Source organism: Pedobacter sp. N23S346, assembly GCF_048515415.1.
In the GTDB taxonomy this organism is placed as follows: Bacteria; Bacteroidota; Bacteroidia; order Sphingobacteriales; family Sphingobacteriaceae; genus Pedobacter.
The window spans coordinates 191,134-210,028 of record NZ_JBLYEE010000011.1 but is presented as its reverse complement, the minus strand read 5'-3'; the positions used below and the strand labels follow the sequence as shown (position 1 = coordinate 210,028).

Annotated in this window: 14 protein-coding genes; 9 read left to right on the top strand and 5 right to left on the bottom strand. The window is 41.3% G+C overall.

Going from position 1 to position 18,895, the window contains the following annotated elements:
• The first annotated feature begins 38 nt into the window (after nucleotides 1-38).
• A complete protein-coding gene (locus ACN1CD_RS18600; RefSeq protein ID WP_419131926.1) occupies nucleotides 39-1,526 on the top strand; it encodes an alpha-amylase in 1,488 nt (495 codons plus the stop codon).
• 53 nt (nucleotides 1,527-1,579) lie between these two features.
• Complete coding sequence (locus ACN1CD_RS18595; protein ID WP_419131925.1) at nucleotides 1,580-1,789, top strand: hypothetical protein; 210 nt, start codon at nucleotides 1,580-1,582, stop codon at nucleotides 1,787-1,789.
• Between the two features lie 942 nt (nucleotides 1,790-2,731).
• On the opposite strand, the gene ACN1CD_RS18590 is transcribed toward ACN1CD_RS18595, so the two are convergent.
• From ACN1CD_RS18590 to ACN1CD_RS18575, 4 genes are read right to left on the bottom strand one after another with little or no spacing between them, the layout of a single operon-like run.
• Complete coding sequence (locus ACN1CD_RS18590) at nucleotides 2,732-4,117, bottom strand: arylsulfatase (RefSeq protein ID WP_419131924.1); 1,386 nt, start codon at nucleotides 4,115-4,117, stop codon at nucleotides 2,732-2,734.
• A 36-nt stretch (nucleotides 4,118-4,153) separates the two neighbouring features.
• Nucleotides 4,154-5,644, bottom strand: a complete 1,491-nt coding sequence (locus ACN1CD_RS18585) for a RagB/SusD family nutrient uptake outer membrane protein (protein WP_419131923.1) — start codon at nucleotides 5,642-5,644, stop codon at nucleotides 4,154-4,156.
• An 11-nt stretch (nucleotides 5,645-5,655) separates the two neighbouring features.
• Complete coding sequence (locus ACN1CD_RS18580) at nucleotides 5,656-5,880, bottom strand: hypothetical protein (protein WP_419131922.1); 225 nt, start codon at nucleotides 5,878-5,880, stop codon at nucleotides 5,656-5,658.
• A gap of 9 nt (nucleotides 5,881-5,889) precedes the next feature.
• Entirely contained in the window at nucleotides 5,890-9,045 is a 3,156-nt protein-coding gene (locus tag ACN1CD_RS18575) for a SusC/RagA family TonB-linked outer membrane protein (protein ID WP_419131921.1), read from the bottom strand.
• Between the two features lie 597 nt (nucleotides 9,046-9,642).
• Here ACN1CD_RS18575 and ACN1CD_RS18570 point away from each other — a divergent pair.
• The 7 genes from ACN1CD_RS18570 (at nucleotide 9,643) to ACN1CD_RS18540 (ending at nucleotide 18,198) form a co-directional block, all read left to right on the top strand.
• Nucleotides 9,643-10,023: a hypothetical protein gene (locus ACN1CD_RS18570; RefSeq protein WP_419131920.1), complete on the top strand. Its 381-nt coding sequence runs from the start codon at nucleotides 9,643-9,645 to the stop codon at nucleotides 10,021-10,023.
• On the top strand, nucleotides 9,995-11,377 hold the full coding sequence (locus tag ACN1CD_RS18565; protein ID WP_419131919.1) for a YihY/virulence factor BrkB family protein: 1,383 nt from the start codon (nucleotides 9,995-9,997) through the stop codon (nucleotides 11,375-11,377). The genes ACN1CD_RS18570 and ACN1CD_RS18565 overlap by 29 nt, the downstream gene beginning before the upstream one ends.
• Nucleotides 11,378-11,412: 35 nt before the next feature.
• A complete protein-coding gene (locus tag ACN1CD_RS18560; RefSeq protein ID WP_419131918.1) occupies nucleotides 11,413-13,758 on the top strand; it encodes a mechanosensitive ion channel family protein in 2,346 nt (781 codons plus the stop codon).
• Between the two features lie 92 nt (nucleotides 13,759-13,850).
• Complete coding sequence (locus tag ACN1CD_RS18555) at nucleotides 13,851-14,321, top strand: (2Fe-2S)-binding protein (protein WP_419131917.1); 471 nt, start codon at nucleotides 13,851-13,853, stop codon at nucleotides 14,319-14,321.
• On the top strand, nucleotides 14,314-15,333 hold the full coding sequence (locus tag ACN1CD_RS18550; RefSeq protein WP_419131916.1) for an FAD binding domain-containing protein: 1,020 nt from the start codon (nucleotides 14,314-14,316) through the stop codon (nucleotides 15,331-15,333). The genes ACN1CD_RS18555 and ACN1CD_RS18550 overlap by 8 nt, the downstream gene beginning before the upstream one ends.
• Nucleotides 15,334-15,353: 20 nt before the next feature.
• Entirely contained in the window at nucleotides 15,354-17,591 is a 2,238-nt protein-coding gene (locus ACN1CD_RS18545; RefSeq protein WP_419131914.1) for a xanthine dehydrogenase family protein molybdopterin-binding subunit, read from the top strand.
• 25 nt (nucleotides 17,592-17,616) lie between these two features.
• Nucleotides 17,617-18,198 carry a DUF2490 domain-containing protein gene (locus tag ACN1CD_RS18540; protein WP_419131913.1) on the top strand — a complete coding sequence of 194 codons (582 nt, stop codon included), beginning with the start codon at nucleotides 17,617-17,619 and terminating at the stop codon, nucleotides 18,196-18,198.
• A 352-nt stretch (nucleotides 18,199-18,550) separates the two neighbouring features.
• Here ACN1CD_RS18540 and ACN1CD_RS18535 read toward each other — a convergent pair whose 3' ends face one another.
• Entirely contained in the window at nucleotides 18,551-18,784 is a 234-nt protein-coding gene (locus ACN1CD_RS18535) for a hypothetical protein (RefSeq protein ID WP_419131912.1), read from the bottom strand.
• Between the last annotated feature and the right edge of the window lie 111 nt (nucleotides 18,785-18,895).

Here is an 18,895-nt window from a genome sequence, read left to right as displayed (position 1 = left end):
AGCGAAACTTTTTGAGTTGTATTCAAAAATAAAAATAAATGGAAAATCATACAATGCTGCAATACTTCGAATGGTACTATCCAAAAGATGGTAGCCTGTGGAGGAAAGTTCGTAACGATGCAAAAGGCTTAAAAGAAATGGGGATCGACTCCATTTGGTTGCCGCCTGCGCATAAAGGAATGGATGGTACTGAATCTACCGGGTACGATTCTTACGATTTGTATGACCTGGGCGAATTTGATCAGAAAGGAAGCGTAGCAACCAAGTATGGCACAAAAGAAGAATATATAGACGCAGTTAAAACTGCCCGGGAAGCCGGGATTCAGGTGTATGTAGACATCGTACTGAATCACCTCGGTGGTGCAGATGAACATGAGCCAGTAATAGTTAGAAAAGTAAATCCAGATAACCGGAACGAATTCATTTCCGAACCTTACGAAATTGATGCTTACACGAAATTCACTTATCCGGGTAGAAATGGAAAATACTCAGAATTTAAATGGGATTATCAATGTTTTACTGGTGTTGATTTTGATGCCCGAACTGAAGAAACTGCTATCTACAGCATCCAAAACCAATATGGTGAAGGCTGGGAAGAGGTATTGGATGATGAAAACGGCAACTATGATTACCTCATGTTAACTGATATCGACTTCAGAAATCCTGCGGTGAGAGAAGAATTGAAGCGTTGGGGGAAATGGTTTCATGAAACGGTAGGTTTCGATGGTTTCCGTTTGGATGCGATTAAACATATGCCGCATACCTTCTTCAACGAATGGCTGGATTATTTACGTGCTGAACTGGGCAAAGAACTTTTTACCGTAGGCGAATACTGGTCTCCGTATGATCTGCAAGCCATGCTAAATTATATTGAGGCCACTGAAGGACGTATTTCTCTTTTTGATGCTTGCCTTCAGGCAAATTTCTCTAAAGCTTCAAAAGCAGGTGAAAGTTACGATCTAGCCACCATTTTAGATGGAAGTTTGGTACAAGCCCGTCCGGAATTGGCCGTTACACTGGTAGAAAATCACGATACACAGCCACTTCAGTCTCTTGAGCAAACGGTAGAGCCTTGGTTTAGGGCACATGCTTATTCCGTCATTCTACTTCGTGAAGCAGGTTATCCATGTGTTTTCTATTCAGATGTTTACGGTTCTGCCTATGTTGATAAAGGAACTGATGGAAAAGATCATGAAGTGACCATGCTTTCGCTGCCGCAGCTTCCTCAATTGCTGAGTTTGAGAAAAGATAAAGCGTATGGTTTACAACGTGATTATTTTGATCACCCAAGTTGCATCGGCTGGACCAGAGCCGGAGATGAAGAACATCAGGGTTCAGGTTTGGCAGTGATATTATCAAACGGTGAAGCTGGTATTAAACACATGGAAATCGGTGTACAATTTGCCGGACAGGTTTTTACCGATTATTTAGGTCATGTAGAGGGTGAAGTAACGATTGATGAAAATGGTTCGGGCGAATTCCGTTGCAATGCAGGTTCGGTATCGGCTTGGGCGGTTCGTGGCTAATATCTTAGCAGATTGAAATTGTAAAATTAGTTTTAAAATAAAAAATCATATAAATGGAAAACTTTGAATTAAACGTGGAAGGCTTAACTTATTCAGTAGCACCCCAGGATAACGGAACTTATAGAATTTTAAAGGGCGAAGAAAAAATAGGTGTAATCTATGCAGAGCCAGGAGAAGAAGGGATCGATTGGAAAACGCTTGATGATTTAGACACGCAATTAGTGGTAAATTTGGGTAAAGCGATAACAGATCATAACGCTTAAGCTTTTTCAACTTGTGAAGTCTAAAGGCCAGAAGTGTGGAAGGATTTCGCCAGTCCTAAATTAACTTGCGAAGTCTCGAAGGCCAGAGAGCGTGGAAAGACTTCGACAGTTTTAAAAATAAATCACTAAAAGACTGACGAAGTTTCCCCACCACACAGGCCACCTAAACTTCGTAAGTCGACCAACTTGCGAAGTCTCAAAGACCAGCAGCGCAGAAAGACTTCGACAGTTTAAATACGCATCTAAATTATTTGTTAGACTGACGAAGTTTTTCACCACACAAGCCATCTAAACTTCGTAAGTAAATCAACTTGCGAAGTCTCAAAGGCCTGGAGCGCAGAAGGACTTCGAAAGTTTAAACATGCATCTAAATTCGTTATTAGACTGACGAAGTTTTTCACCACACAAGCCACCTAAACTTCGTAAGTAAATCAACTTGCGAAGTCTCAAAGACCAGGAGCGCAGAAAGACTTCGAAAGTTTAAATACGCATCTAAATTATTGGTCAGACTGACGAAGTTTCTCCACCACACAGGCTAACTAAACTTCGTAAGTAAATCAACTTGCGAAGTCTCAAAGGCCAAGAGCGCAGAAAGACTTCGAAAGTTTAAATACGCATCTAAATTATTTGTTAGACTGACGAAGTTTCCCCATCACACAAGCCAACTAAACTTCGTAAGTCGACCAACTTGCGAAGTCTCAAAGGCTTGGAGCGCAGAAAGACTTCGACAGTTTAAATACGCATCTAAATTATTTGTTAGACTGACGAAGTTTCTCCACCACGCAAAGCCACCTAAACTTCGTAAGTAAATCAACTTGCGAAGTCTCAAAGGCTTGGAGCGCAGAAAGACTTCGACAGTTTAAACACAAGTCTAAATTCGTTATTAGACTGACGAAGTTTCTCCAACATACAGGCCAACTAAACTTCGTAAGTCGACCAACCTTATTTTACTGTCCAGTATGGCGATTCAGTTCTAGCGGTTGAAAGGTAAGCTTCGATTTTCTTTACAACGTCGGGATGAATTGCAGCCACATCATTCATTTCACTAATATCTGTGCTCAAATCATAAAGTTCAAGTTTATGTTTGCGCTTCACTCCCTTCCATTTGCCATAGCGAACGGCTTGTTCAAAGCCTAATTCGAAGAACTCCCAGTATAAGAAACGATCAGATTTTGGTTTTTCACCTTTAATGGTCGGCAAAATGCTTACGCCATCGGTACGGTAACCAGAAGTTTTACCAGCAAGCGCAGCGAAGGTGGGCATGATATCAGGAAAATATCCAGGAACGTAACTTGTTTTTGGTGCATTTTTTATAAATGGTGCCCAGGTAATAAATGGAATTCTGATTCCACCTTCATAAAGGTCTCTTTTGTAACCTTTCAACGGTCCGTTGGAATCAAAAAATTCTGATACAGCCTTTAACCTGGTAGTTGGTTCTGATCTTGGTCCGTTATCAGAAGCAAAGAAAACAATCGTATTTTTAGACAAGCCGCTTTTAACTAAATAATCCTTCACCTTTCCTACCGATTGATCCAAATAATGAACCATCGCAGCATAGATTTTCATATCCTCTGGCCAGTCTTTATCTTTATACATCGCCAGGTATGGTACTTCCAATGGAGAATGTGGATTATTATAATTTAGCATCAGGAAGAAAGGTTTATCATTTTGCTTTTGTGTTTTCAGATAAGCCAATGCCTCATCTGTACATATATTCGTTTCATAATAACCTTTTTGATCATTTTCATTTGACGTTACCGGCACCAGTTTACCGTTTATGATACGATGATCGGGCCAGTAGGTACTGGCATAAGTTGAAGGAACATTAATCAGCCAGCCCGAAAACTGATCAAAGCCTCTTTGCAAAGGCGTAGCCAGCGAATCGTAACCATCTACATGCCATTTCCCAACAAGTGAAGTCCGGTAGCCAGCATCCTGCATCAGGTTACCAATGGTATAATCATCTTTAGTAAGGTTCGCCCGATAGACTACGTTTTTACCCTTCTTCCCGGCAATTCCACCCTGATCAGTCGCATTACCTCTGATGGTGGCATGACCAGTATTTAAACCCGTGAGGATCGAACCCCGTGATGGCGAGCAGACAGGCGCACCAGCGTAAAAATCAGTAAAACGAGTACCTTCCTTCGCCAATTGATCAATGTTTGGGGTGAGAATTTTCTTTTGTCCGTAAACACCAACATCGCCATAACCTAAATCATCCGCCAGAATAAAAACAATGTTGGGTTTTTGTCCAGGTTTTGATTGTGCAAGGGTGATTCCACTCCAAAAGAGTAAAATACCTGCCATCAATAAATTTTTTCCACTCATTTTATCTCGTTAAAAATCAATCCAATTATCCCGGCGCTAATTGTAGCCGGGATTTTGTGTATATAAGCCAGGCGCGGTTTGAATTTCAGCGGCTGGTACCGGATAAATAATATAATTTGGTACTACTTCATTAATTTTTGTAATCGCATCGGCAGTCCGCCAGGCATTCATCTGCGTAATAGCTAATCCTGATCTCACCAGATCATTCCACCGAAGTCCTTCGCCTAAAAATTCCCTTTGTCGTTCTTGCATAAGAACTGGAAGGGTTACATTGGATAACGGCCCTACTCCTGCCCTTGCCCGTACTCGGTTTACAATGGCATCAACATCAGTCTGCGAACCGGGCGCCCCGCGAAGGATACATTCTGCTTTCATCAGTAAAATATCCGTGTAACGCAAAACTATAAAATTAATCGACCAGTCCCGTCCTGATAGTCCCCTTTTAGGCACATCAATATATTTTTTAATAAACGGACTTGGAGCATACGTCGTAGCTACATTAAAAGGATAGCGAACATCTGTTCCGCTTACGGTGTTGGTGGTATATGAATTCACCAGGCTTTTTGAAACCGGAAAAGTGCTTGCTCCATACCCATTTCCAAAGCTGTTGGAAATCCCATTACTCGTCCAATAGGCTACAGGTGCCAAATGAGAAGGAAAACCTGCACCATTTAAGCTCGAAGCAAACTGAATATCAAAAACCACCTCACTATTATTCTCATTAGTGTAGGAAAATATATTAGCATAATTAGCGCCGAAACTAAATGGGCTTCCGCTAATCACCTGATCGAAAAGCGCAGCAGCTTTATCATATTCATTGCTGTTTAAACCAGGGCCATTAATGCCGTAGGTTGGTCCGGATTTAGTTAAATAAACCAAACCGAGTAAACCCCTGGCTGCAGAAGCAGTTGGCCTGCCGAGATCAATACCCGTAAAAGTTGCTGGCAAATTGGTCGCGGCATACTGAAGATCTGATTCGATTAATGCATACACATCTGCCACCGGACTGCGGGGAATTGATGCAACTTCAGCAGCACTTTTTACATCTGAAATTAACGGCACTTGCCCGAAGGTTCTCACCAAAGAGAAATAGTAAAACGCCCGTAGAAAACGTACTTCGGCAGCATACCGAGTAGCATTTGCAGGGGATAAAACGCTCGACTTCGTTTCTAATGCTTCGAGTACGGTATTTGCGTTAAAGATACCGTTGAAGTTTGCCCGCCAGGCAGTAGTAATAAATCCGGTAGTGGTAATATTCGGCGTGAAATTGTTTATTCCATCCCAATCACGGTTGCCATCAGAAGTGGCATTGATATTATCGCTTCGCATTTCGCTTAGCCACAGCGCCTGACTTGGATAATTATTCAACTGGGAATATACCCCATTTACTGCCTGCAAAAAGTCGTTATTATTGGTAAAAAAGTTATCAGTCGCCAAACTCGATTCGGGCGTTTGATCCAACTGTTTTTCGCAGCTGATCAAAATCAGCATTAAAGAAAACAGGGTTAAATATATTTTAATTTTCATCTTATTCTATTCTAAAAGCCAATGTTTAAACCAATCGAAGCCGTTTTACTTAATGGCATCGAACCATAATCGCCAGATACCGCATAGCTGCTGTTTCCGCTTACGTTGGTGTTTTGTGCCTCTGGGTTTGCCCCACCTTTGTACTCATCGTGTGAAAAATAATTTTCCAGGGCCACAAATATTCTTGCAGAAGAGATCGTACGGGTTTTAAAAATGTGTTTTAAGTTATAGCCCAAAGTAATGTTCTACACACGGAAAAAATCGCTGGAGTAGACCCAATCCGAAGTCACATTAGGATAGGTATAATTGGTGGCCAATCTGCCTCTCGGTGCATTAGGATCGGGGTTAGCAGGCGACCATCTATCTCTCCACACCCCAAGTACATTGGCCGTAGTACTTCCGGAAAAGTCTATTGCCCGGCCCAGATAAGACAAGATTGAACCTCCATGCTGACCATAAAGCTGAATCCCAAGATCGAAATCTTTGTATTTGAAAGTGTTCGTCCAGCCCCAGGTATATTTAGGATTGGCTTGTCCGGCAACAACTCGATCGGCCGCACTGATCCTTCCATCCCCATTCGCATCCAGGTATTTTGCATCGCCCTCGCGTTGCCCGGAAACCTTTGCTACTGCAGGATTGGCAATATCTGTAGCGGTTAAAATCCCATCCGTTTTCGTAATATAATAACTAAACGCAGGAAGACCTTCCCTTAATAAATATGGTGCATTGCTTCCGCTGTAGGCAGATGCAATTTCTATATCGGCATGGCTTGGCCCAAGGTCTGTTACCTTATTACTATTGAATGCGATGTTGGCATTCATCGACCAGGTGAAATCTGTAGTGCGGATGTTTGTCGAGCTGAGGCCAAATTCCAAACCTTTGTTTACCACGGCTCCGATATTTTGAAGACTGCTGCTAAATCCACTTGCCGATAAAACTGGCAAATTCAGCAGGAGATCGGTATTCTTTTTATGGTAAGCATCGAAAGTGAAATTAATGCGGTTGCCAAAAAGTCCAAGATCTAAACCCAGATCATAGGTATCTGAGGTTTCCCATTTAAGCGCTTTGTTTGCGAGGCCAGAAACCACCTGTCCGGTTGCTGTAGTTGGTGTGTTTCCACCAAAAACGTAGTTAGAATTTATTAAAGTACTGATCGAATTATAATCACCAATATTATTATTACCAGATTTACCCCAGCTTAATCTCAACTTTAAATTGCTAATGGCTTTAACATCTTTCAGGAAAGACTCTTCCGAAATCTTCCATCCGGCAGATAAAGAGGGAAATGTTCCCCAGCGGTTTTCTGCGCCAAATTTTGAAGAAGCATCACGTCTGATCGTTCCGGAGAAGAGATATTTATCCTTAAAGGCATATTGTAAACGGCTGTAATAAGAAAATAAAGTATTATTCGAAGCGGTAGAAGTACCTGTTGTGGTCACTCCTGCTGCATTTGCAATCGCATTACTCAGGGTTTTAATGATATTATTGGCAAAACCTCCGGCAGTGGCCAGCCTCACTCCTTCCGAATGCACAATATTGTAAGATACACCTGCAATGGCAGAAATTTTATGAACGTCTGCAATTGTAGTGGTATAGTTTAAAGTATTTTCGTTAAGAAAGTTTTGCTTTTTGTTTACTATATATGCACCCGTTGAGTAAAGCCCGGGATTAGTGAGTAACGATGAGGCTACCCCTACCAAAACCTGATCTGAAGTATATTGTGAAGTATTTCTATCTATATTATCATAGTTTACAGTAGACCGTAATGAAAGTCCTTTCACAATCTGATAGTCTCCGTATACTGAAGCCAGTAACCTCGAAGTTTTGATTTTATTTATCGCCGTTTCGATATAGGCATAAGGACTGATGGACCTCGGACTCGACCAGGTGTAAACATTGTTGCCATAAGCGCCAGTATTTAACCCCGCCGAACTTTCTACCACAGGAACCATGGTGAGGGCAGTCATCAGCTGATTATCTTTTCCTTCAACTGGCGGCGCATTATTGATGGAATATGAGGGAGCGAGATTAAGTCCGAACTTTAATTTCTTGCTGGCATTTGCTTCGATGTTGGCCCTCAATCCGTAATTTTTATAATTCGAATTAATAAGCGTTCCATTTTGATCGAGGTAATTGGCGGAGATGAAATAACTCACATTTTCAGATCCGCCACTGGCAGAGATTTCATAATTCTGGTAAGGAGCATTTCTAAAAACGGCGTCTTGCCAGTCTACGTAATCCAATCCAGGATGCCCAGGTTGCGCCCATCTTGGATCGGTCATTACCGCTGTATTGATCGTCCCTGCTGGCAAACCAAGAATTGCTGCTTTTTCTGTATTGGTTTGTCCGATGGTGCGGCCAGGACCTGAAGCTACCCAGGCATTGTTGGCCAATTCGGTCGCTTGAGCCACCCATTCTTCGGCACTTAACACATCTACCTTTCTGGCTACAGAACTGATACCTGCATTGGCATTTATGCTAATCCGTGGTTTGCCGGCTACACCTTTTTTGGTGGTAATAATCACGACACCATTCGCCGCACGGGATCCATAAATTGCACCCGCAGCCGCATCTTTTAGCACCTGAACACTCTCAATGTCTTTAGGGTTTAAATTGTCCAATGGACTATTTGAAATTCCACCAGCTGCATTTTGACTGGCTACATCCAGTGGAAAGCCGTCTAGCACATAAAGTGGTTCATTCCCTGCGGTGATTGATCCCGCGCCGCGAACCTGAATGCTTAAACCTGCGCCAGGCAAGCCACTTTGTTGCCGCACCTGCACACCTGCCATTTGTCCGACTAAGGCCTGTTCAATTCTGGCAATGGGTTTTTCTTCGATTCCTTTAGTGTTAAACGTGGCCACGGCACCTAAAACATCACTTCTTTTTTGAGTGCCATAACCTACTACGATCACTTCGTCTAGTTTGCTTTGATCCGGATCGAGTTTTATGGCTAATGGCTGATCTTTAAATATAACTTCCTGTGTTTTATAACCGATAAAGGTAAAGACCAAAGTTGGTTGTTCTTCTGCTGTAATAAGCTGAAAGTCACCCTCATTATTGGTAGAAACGGCTTGTTTACTACCTTTAACCCTGATACTCACGCCAGGAAGCGGCTGATTTCTTTCATCAGTTACCTTTCCTTTGATAGTGGTTGCATTTGATACGGTAACTCCAGAAGTTACTTCCGCGTTTCCCTTATGATTAAAAAAATCGCGATGCATGCTGGAAATACCATTTGAAGAGAAAATGTGGTTTACTTTTAATTTTTCGCCGCTTCCCTTTGCTGATGTTTGAAATACAGTGGATATCAAAATAATCCCTGTGAATCCGGTGAGCAGAAAAGTTCTGGGCAAAAGTGAGCTATGAGAGTCCTTCCAGGACTTTCCGCTTATTTTCATAATTGATTAGGTTTGTGTTAATCATGAAATTGCAAAAGGATCAGCTACGATTAGCGATTACCCAACAGATTTCATAAATTTAACATGATTATTGAATAGCTTGACCGGATGCAACGCCAATTGATTTCCGGTTAATGGTTTTAATCTGGGAGAATGCAGTAATGCATTTTCCCTTTTTTTATGTTTAGTAATTATCTTTTTTTATGCTTCCTCCTTTCCAGATTATGCTGTATATATCAGCGTATTCATAACTAAATCTTTTAATCGCTTGTAGACTTACCTATCGGTTTTTTTATTTCCTGTTTTAGTTAGTGTCAAATATACATTAAGTCTATGTATTTAGTAGTCTTTATTAAAAAAAATTAAGCTATTTACAATCAATGATTTAATTTTTATTTAAAGAAAATAAGACTTATTTCTAACCCGCTCATTCCTAAATTTATGAGCGCTCTATGCTGATTAATTCGATAAAAATAAAACAATGTAAAGATGACAAGGGTTGGTATTACGGCGGTAAAAGAAATTGGGTTGGTGCATCAGCATGTAATTAACACAGCAACACCTATTATCAACCTGCTGAAACCAGATAAATAGCCTATGTTCGAAGATAAAATACGGGAAGCCGAAATCATATTTGAGGAAATAAAAAAAAATGCAGAACTCAGACTCGAAGTACTGAAATTAGATACGGTACATCATGTTGCCAAACTAAGTGCAAATCTAATCACCAACACTTTCACCCTGATTTGTGTCCTGCTGGCCTTCCTTTTTGGAACAGTAACACTCGGCTTTTTCTTTTCTGATTTGTTCAGCAGCTTTGCACTGGGCTTCGGTGGCCTTACCTTGTTTTATATTTTGGTAGCGATAATTGTAAACATGACTAAAAACAGTTTAATAGAACCTGGACTGATTAATTTTACCATTCGAAAATTTTTATCGACACAGCATAATGGAGACAACAAAGAGCAGGGACATTAAAGATATAGTGGGTTTCGATGAACGGCGGGAAGAGATAAAAAATCAGGTTAAAAAAAGCAATGAGCGCCTCCTACATTCGGTAAAAAAAATAAAATCTTTCGATCTAAAACCGATTAAAAATAGCCTTATAAAACCTTCCTGGCAGAGTGATCTCGAAGCAGTTGGCGATATGCGGCAGAAATTTTTGCCTAAGATGACTTCGAAACTTCTTAATGCTACTATCCTTCGGAAAAGTGGGTTCTTAAAACGAATGATTTTATCTACAGCAGCGAGCCTCACTGTTAAGAAAGCATTAGCAAAAAAGCGTACTAATCCTAAACCCGTTATTCAGGCACCCATAGATCGACCGCAAAAGCAGGTGGTCACTCAAAAACAGCCGCAGCCAGAAAAACAGCCAGAGCAGCAATCAGGAAAAAAAGTTAAACTTACTTTTAAAGGAATATTCGCTGTTTTAAAATCAGCTTTTGATGGGCTTATTGATCATAAGATTACCAAAATGAGTGGATCTTTGGCCTATTATACCGTTTTTTCTATGGGTCCTTTGTTAGTGGTGATCATTTCTCTTTTCAGCATATTTTATGAAAAAGAAGTGGCGCAGGGGAAAATTTTCGATCAGCTTAAAGGCTTTCTGGGAAGTGAGACTGCACTTCAAATGCAAGGCTTAATTTCCAGTGCAGCCATCGGCGATAAGGGAACAATTGCTTTTATTATTGGCATTATTACGTTGCTGGTTGGTGCTACGAGCATTTTTGCAGATATCCAGGATTCTATTAACACCATCTGGGGCATTAAACCCAAGCCAAAACGTGGCTGGCTCAAGTTGTTGCAGAATAGATTTTTATCCTTTTCGGTAATTGTTAGTCTGGGCTTTTTATTGGTGGTTACACTGGCCGTTACAGCCGTACTCGATGGCTTTAGTGAGCGCCTGCAAGCCAGGTTTGAAGGTGTATCTGTTCTGGTGTTCTATATCCTTAACCTGGTGATTACCTTTGGTGTGATTACAACAATTTTTGGCGTAATTTTTAAAGTGCTGCCAGATGCTGATATTAAATGGAAAGATGTGGTTTCTGGCGCAGCAGTAACCGGAATCCTTTTTATGCTCGGGAAATTTGGCATTTCATTTTATATCTCGAAAACGAATACCGGAGGAACTTATGGAGCAGCGGGTTCTTTGGTAATTTTATTGCTTTGGACCTATTATTCATCCATCATTCTTTATTTTGGCGCAGAGTTTACCAAATCTTATGCATTGGCTTACGGCTCCGAAATTCACCCTAATCACTATGCTGTTGGGATAAAAGAGGTGGAGACGGAATTGGAGAACAGTTCGCTGCAGCAAACGCAGGCCAAGTAAAGAGTTCATCATAGAATAAACTATTATTAAATATTATGAAATTTGCTGTGAGAAAAAAATATCTTTTCTTAAGTTTTATCCTCTCTTCACTTGTATTTGCAAGTTCGTTTTGCAAAGGGCAAAACACCGAAAATCGGACGGTTGATTCGGCCAAGACTATTCCCGATACACTGCTATTTAAGCTACAGTCGGCTCAGTCTGCCATTACCGAAATCAATGCTGTAAATAAAAAAGGGTATGATGTTGAAGGCATTAGAAGGCAAATTGATGCAGTAAAAGAAAATGTTAATCCTTTGGTGAAAGCTTTCAAAGCTAAGGATGATCTGGACACTAAAAATTTGTTAAGCTTCAACCTGATCCTGCGGGATGCAGACACAAAGCTGAAAGGCATCACAGCAATTCTGGTACAAAATAGCAATGCCCTTCAGAAAATGTCTGATCAGGTGGTAAGCGTAAGCAATGACACCCTGCTTAAGAATGATGAAAAAGGTCTACCAGGAAGTAAATTATATCAACCTCAAATTAATGAAATCAAATCCCGTTTGCAGGATGCCGGACAATTAACGGGCAAAAACCTAGAACAGGTTAACGTACTTTTAGCCAATGCATCTGCGCTTAATGTTATGGTGAACGATTTGCGTGCACAAACGGCAGAGAAATTGGAACTTTCAGGTAAACTCGCCTTAAGCAAACGCGATCCGTATCTCTGGGAAGCACCGCTTAGAAATTCTGCCAGTAATACAACAGGTAATCTCATTTCGGCTTCTTACCAGGGGCAGCAGCAAATTCTTAAATATTTTATTCATTCCACCTGGGATAACCGTTTGCTGGCCATTTTGATTTCTATAGCATTTTTTGTTTGGGTTCGTCGAAACTTCAGGAATTCAAAACGCGCTTTGGTTAGGCGCCAGCTGGGTGAAATTAAATTCGAATACCTTAAACCTCTACCGGTTTTCTCCACGATAATTGTATTGCTCAACATTACCCCACTTTTTGAGCCTGATGCCCCTTCCCTATACATAGAGTTAATCCAATTTTTACTTTTGGTATTGATGACGGTACACCTCTGGAACGTTTTAGAAAAAAAACAACTCCAATTCTGGATATTGCTGATCGCTTTATATACGGTATTGATTGTCGGTAATGCCGGCGTAGATGATACAATTCCATTCCGGCTGGTATTAATCGCCATTAACATTTTCTTCATCTGGATAGGCATCCAGCTTTTCAATAAGGTAACCTTCAAAGAATTTTCTAAAAAATATGTAAAGGCAGTGCTAATTGTGCTCCTGCTAATGAATGTTCTCGCAGTTTTATTTAATGTTTTTGGAAGAGTGGATATGGCTAAGGTAACCAGTGTTACCGGCGTAATCGGACTTATTCAGCTCATCGGTTTGAGTGTATTTATGCAAATTATGCTTGATGCACTCGATCTGCAAATGAAAATCAGCGCTTGCAATAAAGGTATTTTTTCGAGAATCAATTATAATAAAGCCAAAGAAAAATTTAAAAAAGGCCTTTCTTTTCTCTGTATTTTATTGTGGGTAATGGTGTTACTCATCAACCTGAGTCTGATTGGCGGACTATGGAGTTGGCTGAGCGAAGTATTGTCTAAGCCCAGGGTATTCGGCAGTATTCATTTCAGTTTTGGCAATATCCTATTTTTTGTAATTATCGTTTACATTGCTAATAAACTGCAAAAACATGTTCCTTTATTATTTGGCGAAGAACGCATTACCTTTAACGAAGGCAGCGGGCACAAAGGATCAAAAGTAGCATTGGTACGTCTGGTTATTATCGTTGCAGGTGTATTACTCGCTGTAATGGCTTCGGGGTTGCCGATGGATAAATTAACCGTGGTATTGGGTGCCTTTGGCGTGGGGATTGGTTTGGGGATGCAGAATATTGTAAACAACTTTGTTTCCGGAATCATTCTCATTTTCGAAAAACCATTCCGCATTGGAGATTACGTAGAACTCGCAGATAAAAAGGGAAAAGTGCGTGATATTGGCATCCGCTCGAGTAAACTTCTTACGCCTCAGGGTTCGGAAGTGATTATTCCAAATGGCGACTTACTCTCTGGCAGGTTAGTAAACTGGACGCTCAACAATGATTTCATCAAAACTGAACTTATTTTCAAAGTAAGTGCAGACAGCGATTTTGAAGCAATTAGCAAACTAATCACCTCAATGTTAGATGAAGCAGATAATACCGTTAAAAAATTACCTCCGGAGGTATTGCTTAACAACATAACCGCTGATAGTCTGGAGATTAAAGTATTGCTCTGGATTAATAATATCTATGTGGAAGCTGAATTTAAAAGTCAGTTTTTGCAACAGCTGGTGAAAAAACTTAAAGATGCCGAGGTGAAGATTATGTAATAAGTTGTAACCAATTCATTTTAGCATAAAACCTTTTCTAAATGTAGAGAGTTGTATGAGTGCGGGTTTCCGAACGACAAAACATATCTACAATGACAAAAACGACACTAAACGTTAATCAACAGCGTTATGAGCTGAACCTGCTTCCCTGGGTTTCGCTTCTGGATGCTTTAAGAGAACACCTTAAGTTTACAGGTACAAAGAAAGGCTGCGATCATGGACAGTGCGGTGCTTGTACCGTTATTTGTGATGGTAAAAGAATTTTGAGTTGTTTAACCCTTGCGGTGATGAAAAATGACTCTGAAATCACCACCATTGAGGGCATTGCCGGAGCAGATAAACTTCATCCTATTCAACAAGCTTTTATAGATCATGATGCTTTTCAATGTGGCTATTGCACCCCCGGACAAATCTGTAGTGCCGTGGGTATGCTTCAGGAAGGTCACGCCCATACAAGAGAAGAAGTGCAGGAATTAATGAGTGGAAACCTTTGCCGCTGTGGTGCAAATATAGGTATCATCGATGCCATTATGGAGGTTAAAGACGGAGGCACTCATGAATAATTTCGAATATAAACAGGCTGCCAATACTCACAACGCGATCGATTTAATTAATCAGGCTCCAGAAGCAGCGTTCGTGGCCGGAGGCACCAACATCATTGACCTTTGGAAATACAACCTCACTCATCCTTCCAGTCTGATCGACATTAATCACCTAAATGAAAATGCAGAGATTACAACTTTAGAGGATGGAAAAGTCCGATTGGGTGCAGCTGTTAAAAATGCAGACACCGCTTACCATCCGGTAATAGCAGAAAAATACCCTTTACTTTCAAAGGCAATTCTAGCTGGGGCTTCTGCACAAATCAGAAACATGGCCAGCAATGGCGGAAACCTCTTGCAGCGCACCCGTTGCTATTATTTTTATGACCCTGATGTGCCTTGTAATAAACGTGAACCTGGCTCGGGTTGTCCGGCCAAAGATGGTTACAATAGAATTCATGCTATTTTAGGAACAAGTGAAGAATGCATCGCCGTTTTCCCTTCAGATATGTGCATCGCGCTAGCCGCTTTAGAAGCAGTGGTTAGTGTAAGCGGACCAAATGGCGATCGCAGTATTGCTTTTGCAGATTTTCATCGCTTACCCGGCGATCGTCCGGATTTAGATAATACACTCGAAAGAGGAGAAATCATCACTTCTATTGATTTACCAGAGGAGGGTTTTTCTGATCATTATTCCTACTTAAAACTCCGTGACCGCCATTCCTATGCATTTGCACTGGTATCAGTCGCCACGGCATTTAAGTTAAATGGAAGCATCATTGAATCAGCAAGAATTGCTTTGGGTGGAGTTGCACATCAACCATGGCGGAGCATTGAAGCTGAAGCATTTTTAAAAAATAAAGAGGCAAATGCAGAAAATTTTGCTGCAGCAGCAGACCTCATTTTAAGAGGCGCCAAAGGATTTGGGTCGAATGACTTTAAAATCGCACTCGCCAAAAAAGCAATCATCAGGAATGGCTTAATGGCCTTAAATCCAGAAAGTCAGTTACCAGGTGCACGTCCATCTGCATAATATTTAAGAAACACATGAAAATGGATACCAATAAAAATGTAGGAAAACCGATTAGCCGTTTGGAAGGTAAACAAAAGGTAACGGGTACTGCAAAATACGCGGCTGAATACGAAGTTGACAATTTACTTTATGCCTATGTGGTGAACAGCACCATCACCAAAGGAAAAATTTTAAGTATTGATGTGAGTAAAGCTATGGCCTTGCCGGGTGTGGTAGAGGTACTTTCTCATGAAAACAGAACCAAACTGGCCTGGTTCGATTTGCAATATACCGATATGGATGCTCCCCCGGGAACAGTTTTCAAACCTTTTTACGATGAAAACATCCTATACAATGGCCAACCAATTGCACTTGTAGTTGCCGAAAGTTTTGAAATGGCTCGCTTCGCAGCTACTGAGGTTGCTTTCCAATATGAAGAAGAATCCTTTAAAACCTCTTTAAAAAGTAACCTTGACTTGTCGAGACCAGCAAAAAAAGGTTTTGCAACAGCGTTGAAACCACCTCCACCGCCACCAACAGGCGATTTTGAAAAGGCATACGAGAATGCAGCCGTGAAAGTGGAAACTACTTATAGCCACGGAACCGAACACCATAATCCACTAGAACTATTTGCAACTACAACTGTTTACGAAGGCGATGGCAAACTGACCATTTATGATAAAACGCAGGGAACCATTAATAATCAACTTTATGTTGCTAATATCTTCGGACTAAAATATAAAAATGTGCGGGTGCTAGCACCATTTGTAGGTGGTGCATTTGGTTCGGGGCTTCGTCCGCAGTATCAGTTATTTTTATGTGTAATGGCTGCGCTTCACCTCAAACGCAATGTTAAACTGGTTTTGGAGCGGAAACAAATGTTCTCTTTTGCACACCGTCCGCCGACGATTCAAAACCTACGATTTGCATCAGATATCAATGGCAAACTGACAGGATTGAATCATTCCTCAAAAAGTGAAACCTCTTCTTTTGAAGATTATTTTGAGCCGATTGCAGCATGGAGCCACAGGCTTTACCCTGCGCCTAACACCTTGTTTGAGCAGGAACTTGTTCCATTGGATGTGTACACACCACTGGATATGCGGGCACCCGGAGGCAGTACAGCTTTGCACGCCATCGAATGTACCATGGATGAACTGGCCTATAAACTGAATATCGACCCACTCGAATTGAGGCTGATCAACTATTCAGAAATGGATCCATCAGCAAAAAAGCCGTATACCAGCAAGGCCTTAAGGGCCTGTTACCTGGAAGCGGCAGAAAAGTTTGGCTGGGATAAACGAAATCCGGAACCAAGAAGTATGGAGCGCGGAAACAAACTGGTGGGTTATGGAATGGCAACCGGAATCTGGGATGCGTTTCAATTTCCCTCCCGCGTAGAAGCCATGATTACTGCCGATGGGAAAATGGTGCTCAATAATGCGGTTACTGATATTGGCACCGGAACCTTTACCGTGATGACGCAAATTGCGGCGGATCAGCTTGGATTAAATATGGAAGATGTTAATTTCCAATATGGCGATAGCAAAAAGCCATTCTCTATGTTTCAGGGCGGCTCTGCAATGACATCTTCTACCGGTGTTGCCATAGTAGTTGCAGCAAAGGAACTGAGAAAAAAGTTGTTGAAAAAGGCCAAAGAAATGACTGATTCACCGTTTAAAAAGGTTGAAGATGATCAGGTTACTTTCAAAAATGGAACGATTTTCTTAAATAATAATCCAAATGCCTTGGTCACTTTTAAGGATCTGATTGCCTTTAATAAAGGCAGGGCCATTAAAACCACCAATATGGGTAAACCCCATTTACTGAAACTTAAAAACTATAGTTTAGCCACCCATAGTGCATCTTTTGTTGAAGTTGAGGTTGATAAAGATCTGGGCGTAGTTACCGTAACCAGGGCAGTAACTGCAGTTGCCGCGGGGAAAATAATCAATCCGAAAACGGCTAGAAGCCAGGTTTACGGTTCAATGGTTTGGGGAATCAGCAAGGCGCTGCACGAAGAAACGATTATGGATCCGAACCTTGGGAAATACATTAACAGTAACTTAGGTGAGTATCATCTTCCGGTTCATGCAGACATTCAACAACTCGACGTCATCTTTGCTGATGAACCTGATGAGTTGATTAATGAACTTGGCGTAAAAGGCGTTGGAGAGATTGGCCTTGTGGGGATGCCTGCGGCTATTTCGAATGCTATTTTCCATGCTACAGGGAAGCGCATTTATAAGCTGCCCATTCATTTCAACGAGTTGATTTAAGTTCGCTACTGTATTCAACAAAATAATGATTAGAAAATTATCGGTAATAGTTACTTTATGCCTAATAGCATTTAATACAGCCGCCCAGACCGAAAATACAGGGTGGCTGTTTATTTCTCACACACAAAAACTCAATAAAAATTTTGATGTCTTAGCAGACTTGCAGTTGCGTTCCTCTGATCAGTTTAATGATTTCTCCGCATTACTTTTCCGTACGGCATTAAATTATAACATCAACAAAAAACATGCTGTCGCGTTTGGTTACACCTTTCTTGGGAAATGGGAAAGGGATGAAATGCAGATGAAAATCCTTACACCCGAGAATCGGATTTACCAGCAATACCTTTTTAGTTTCAACACCAGGCGTACAGAGTGGAATTTAAGATTCCGTTTAGAACAACGTTTTGTTAATCAGGAAGCTCGCACTGATTTCTCACAACGTGCTAGGGCCTTTATTGCTGCACAGATTCCGATCGCCGCAAATGCTGATTTTACCAAAGGCTTTTATGCAGGTGTGCAAAATGAACTTTTCCTCACCATTCAAAATAAAGACAATGTGAATGGGCATATCTTCGATCAGAATCGTTCTCTGGCATCTTTAGGTTAACGTTGGAGCAAAAAAATAGACACAGAGTTTGGCTACATGTTTTGGACACAAAAGGAAGAAGATCGTTATGCTAAAACTAATGTGTGGCAGTTGATGATTACAACAAGTTTTTAATTGCCCCTATCCGCCTGGCGGCACCTTTCCCCCAGGAGGGAAAGGGTGTAGAAAAAAAGCATTCTTTGCATCTCGCGATCGACACCTACTATTTCCATCCCACAATCTGCACCCTGCCATCCGGCATAGGAAATGATGAAAGGAGAAAAAGCCCCTATCCGCCTGGCGGCACCTTTCCCCGGCAGGGAAAGGGCGTAGAAAAAAGCATTCTTCGCACCTCGCGATCGACACCTACTATTTACATCCCGCAATCTGCACCCTGCTCTGCGGCATAGGAAATGATGGAAGGAGAAGCCGTTGAAATTTTTGCATCCACGTTCAAACATCCCAAACCCAAGGTAGCGCGAACGGCTCCTAAAACAAATCCCTTATTATAACCAAATCGAGCCCTTGTGCTACCGCCATTTAAATTTTGACGAGCTAATCCGACATCAGGTCCAAGCCTTGATTTTTTTGTTACTTTTTTGATCAAGCAAAAAAGTAAGAGCCCTTCGGCGGCCAGCCGAGGCAAGCCTGCGCAGCGAAAAAGCGGTTTGGTTGGTGAGCCACTAACTAAGGAATTGGTGATGGCAAAATGGTTGGT

Coding starts and splice junctions, on each gene's coding strand:
- ACN1CD_RS18550 (WP_419131916.1), top strand. CDS start 14,314: ATGAATAATTTCGAATATAAACAGGCTGCCAATACTCACAACGCGATC.
- ACN1CD_RS18595 (WP_419131925.1), top strand. CDS start 1,580: ATGGAAAACTTTGAATTAAACGTGGAAGGCTTAACTTATTCAGTAGCA.
- ACN1CD_RS18565 (WP_419131919.1), top strand. CDS start 9,995: ATGGAGACAACAAAGAGCAGGGACATTAAAGATATAGTGGGTTTCGAT.
- ACN1CD_RS18560 (WP_419131918.1), top strand. CDS start 11,413: ATGAAATTTGCTGTGAGAAAAAAATATCTTTTCTTAAGTTTTATCCTC.
- ACN1CD_RS18545 (WP_419131914.1), top strand. CDS start 15,354: ATGGATACCAATAAAAATGTAGGAAAACCGATTAGCCGTTTGGAAGGT.
- ACN1CD_RS18600 (WP_419131926.1), top strand. CDS start 39: ATGGAAAATCATACAATGCTGCAATACTTCGAATGGTACTATCCAAAA.
- ACN1CD_RS18575 (WP_419131921.1), bottom strand. CDS start 9,045: ATGAAAATAAGCGGAAAGTCCTGGAAGGACTCTCATAGCTCACTTTTG.
- ACN1CD_RS18585 (WP_419131923.1), bottom strand. CDS start 5,644: ATGAAAATTAAAATATATTTAACCCTGTTTTCTTTAATGCTGATTTTG.
- ACN1CD_RS18555 (WP_419131917.1), top strand. CDS start 13,851: ATGACAAAAACGACACTAAACGTTAATCAACAGCGTTATGAGCTGAAC.
- ACN1CD_RS18590 (WP_419131924.1), bottom strand. CDS start 4,117: ATGAGTGGAAAAAATTTATTGATGGCAGGTATTTTACTCTTTTGGAGT.
- ACN1CD_RS18540 (WP_419131913.1), top strand. CDS start 17,617: ATGATTAGAAAATTATCGGTAATAGTTACTTTATGCCTAATAGCATTT.
- ACN1CD_RS18570 (WP_419131920.1), top strand. CDS start 9,643: ATGTTCGAAGATAAAATACGGGAAGCCGAAATCATATTTGAGGAAATA.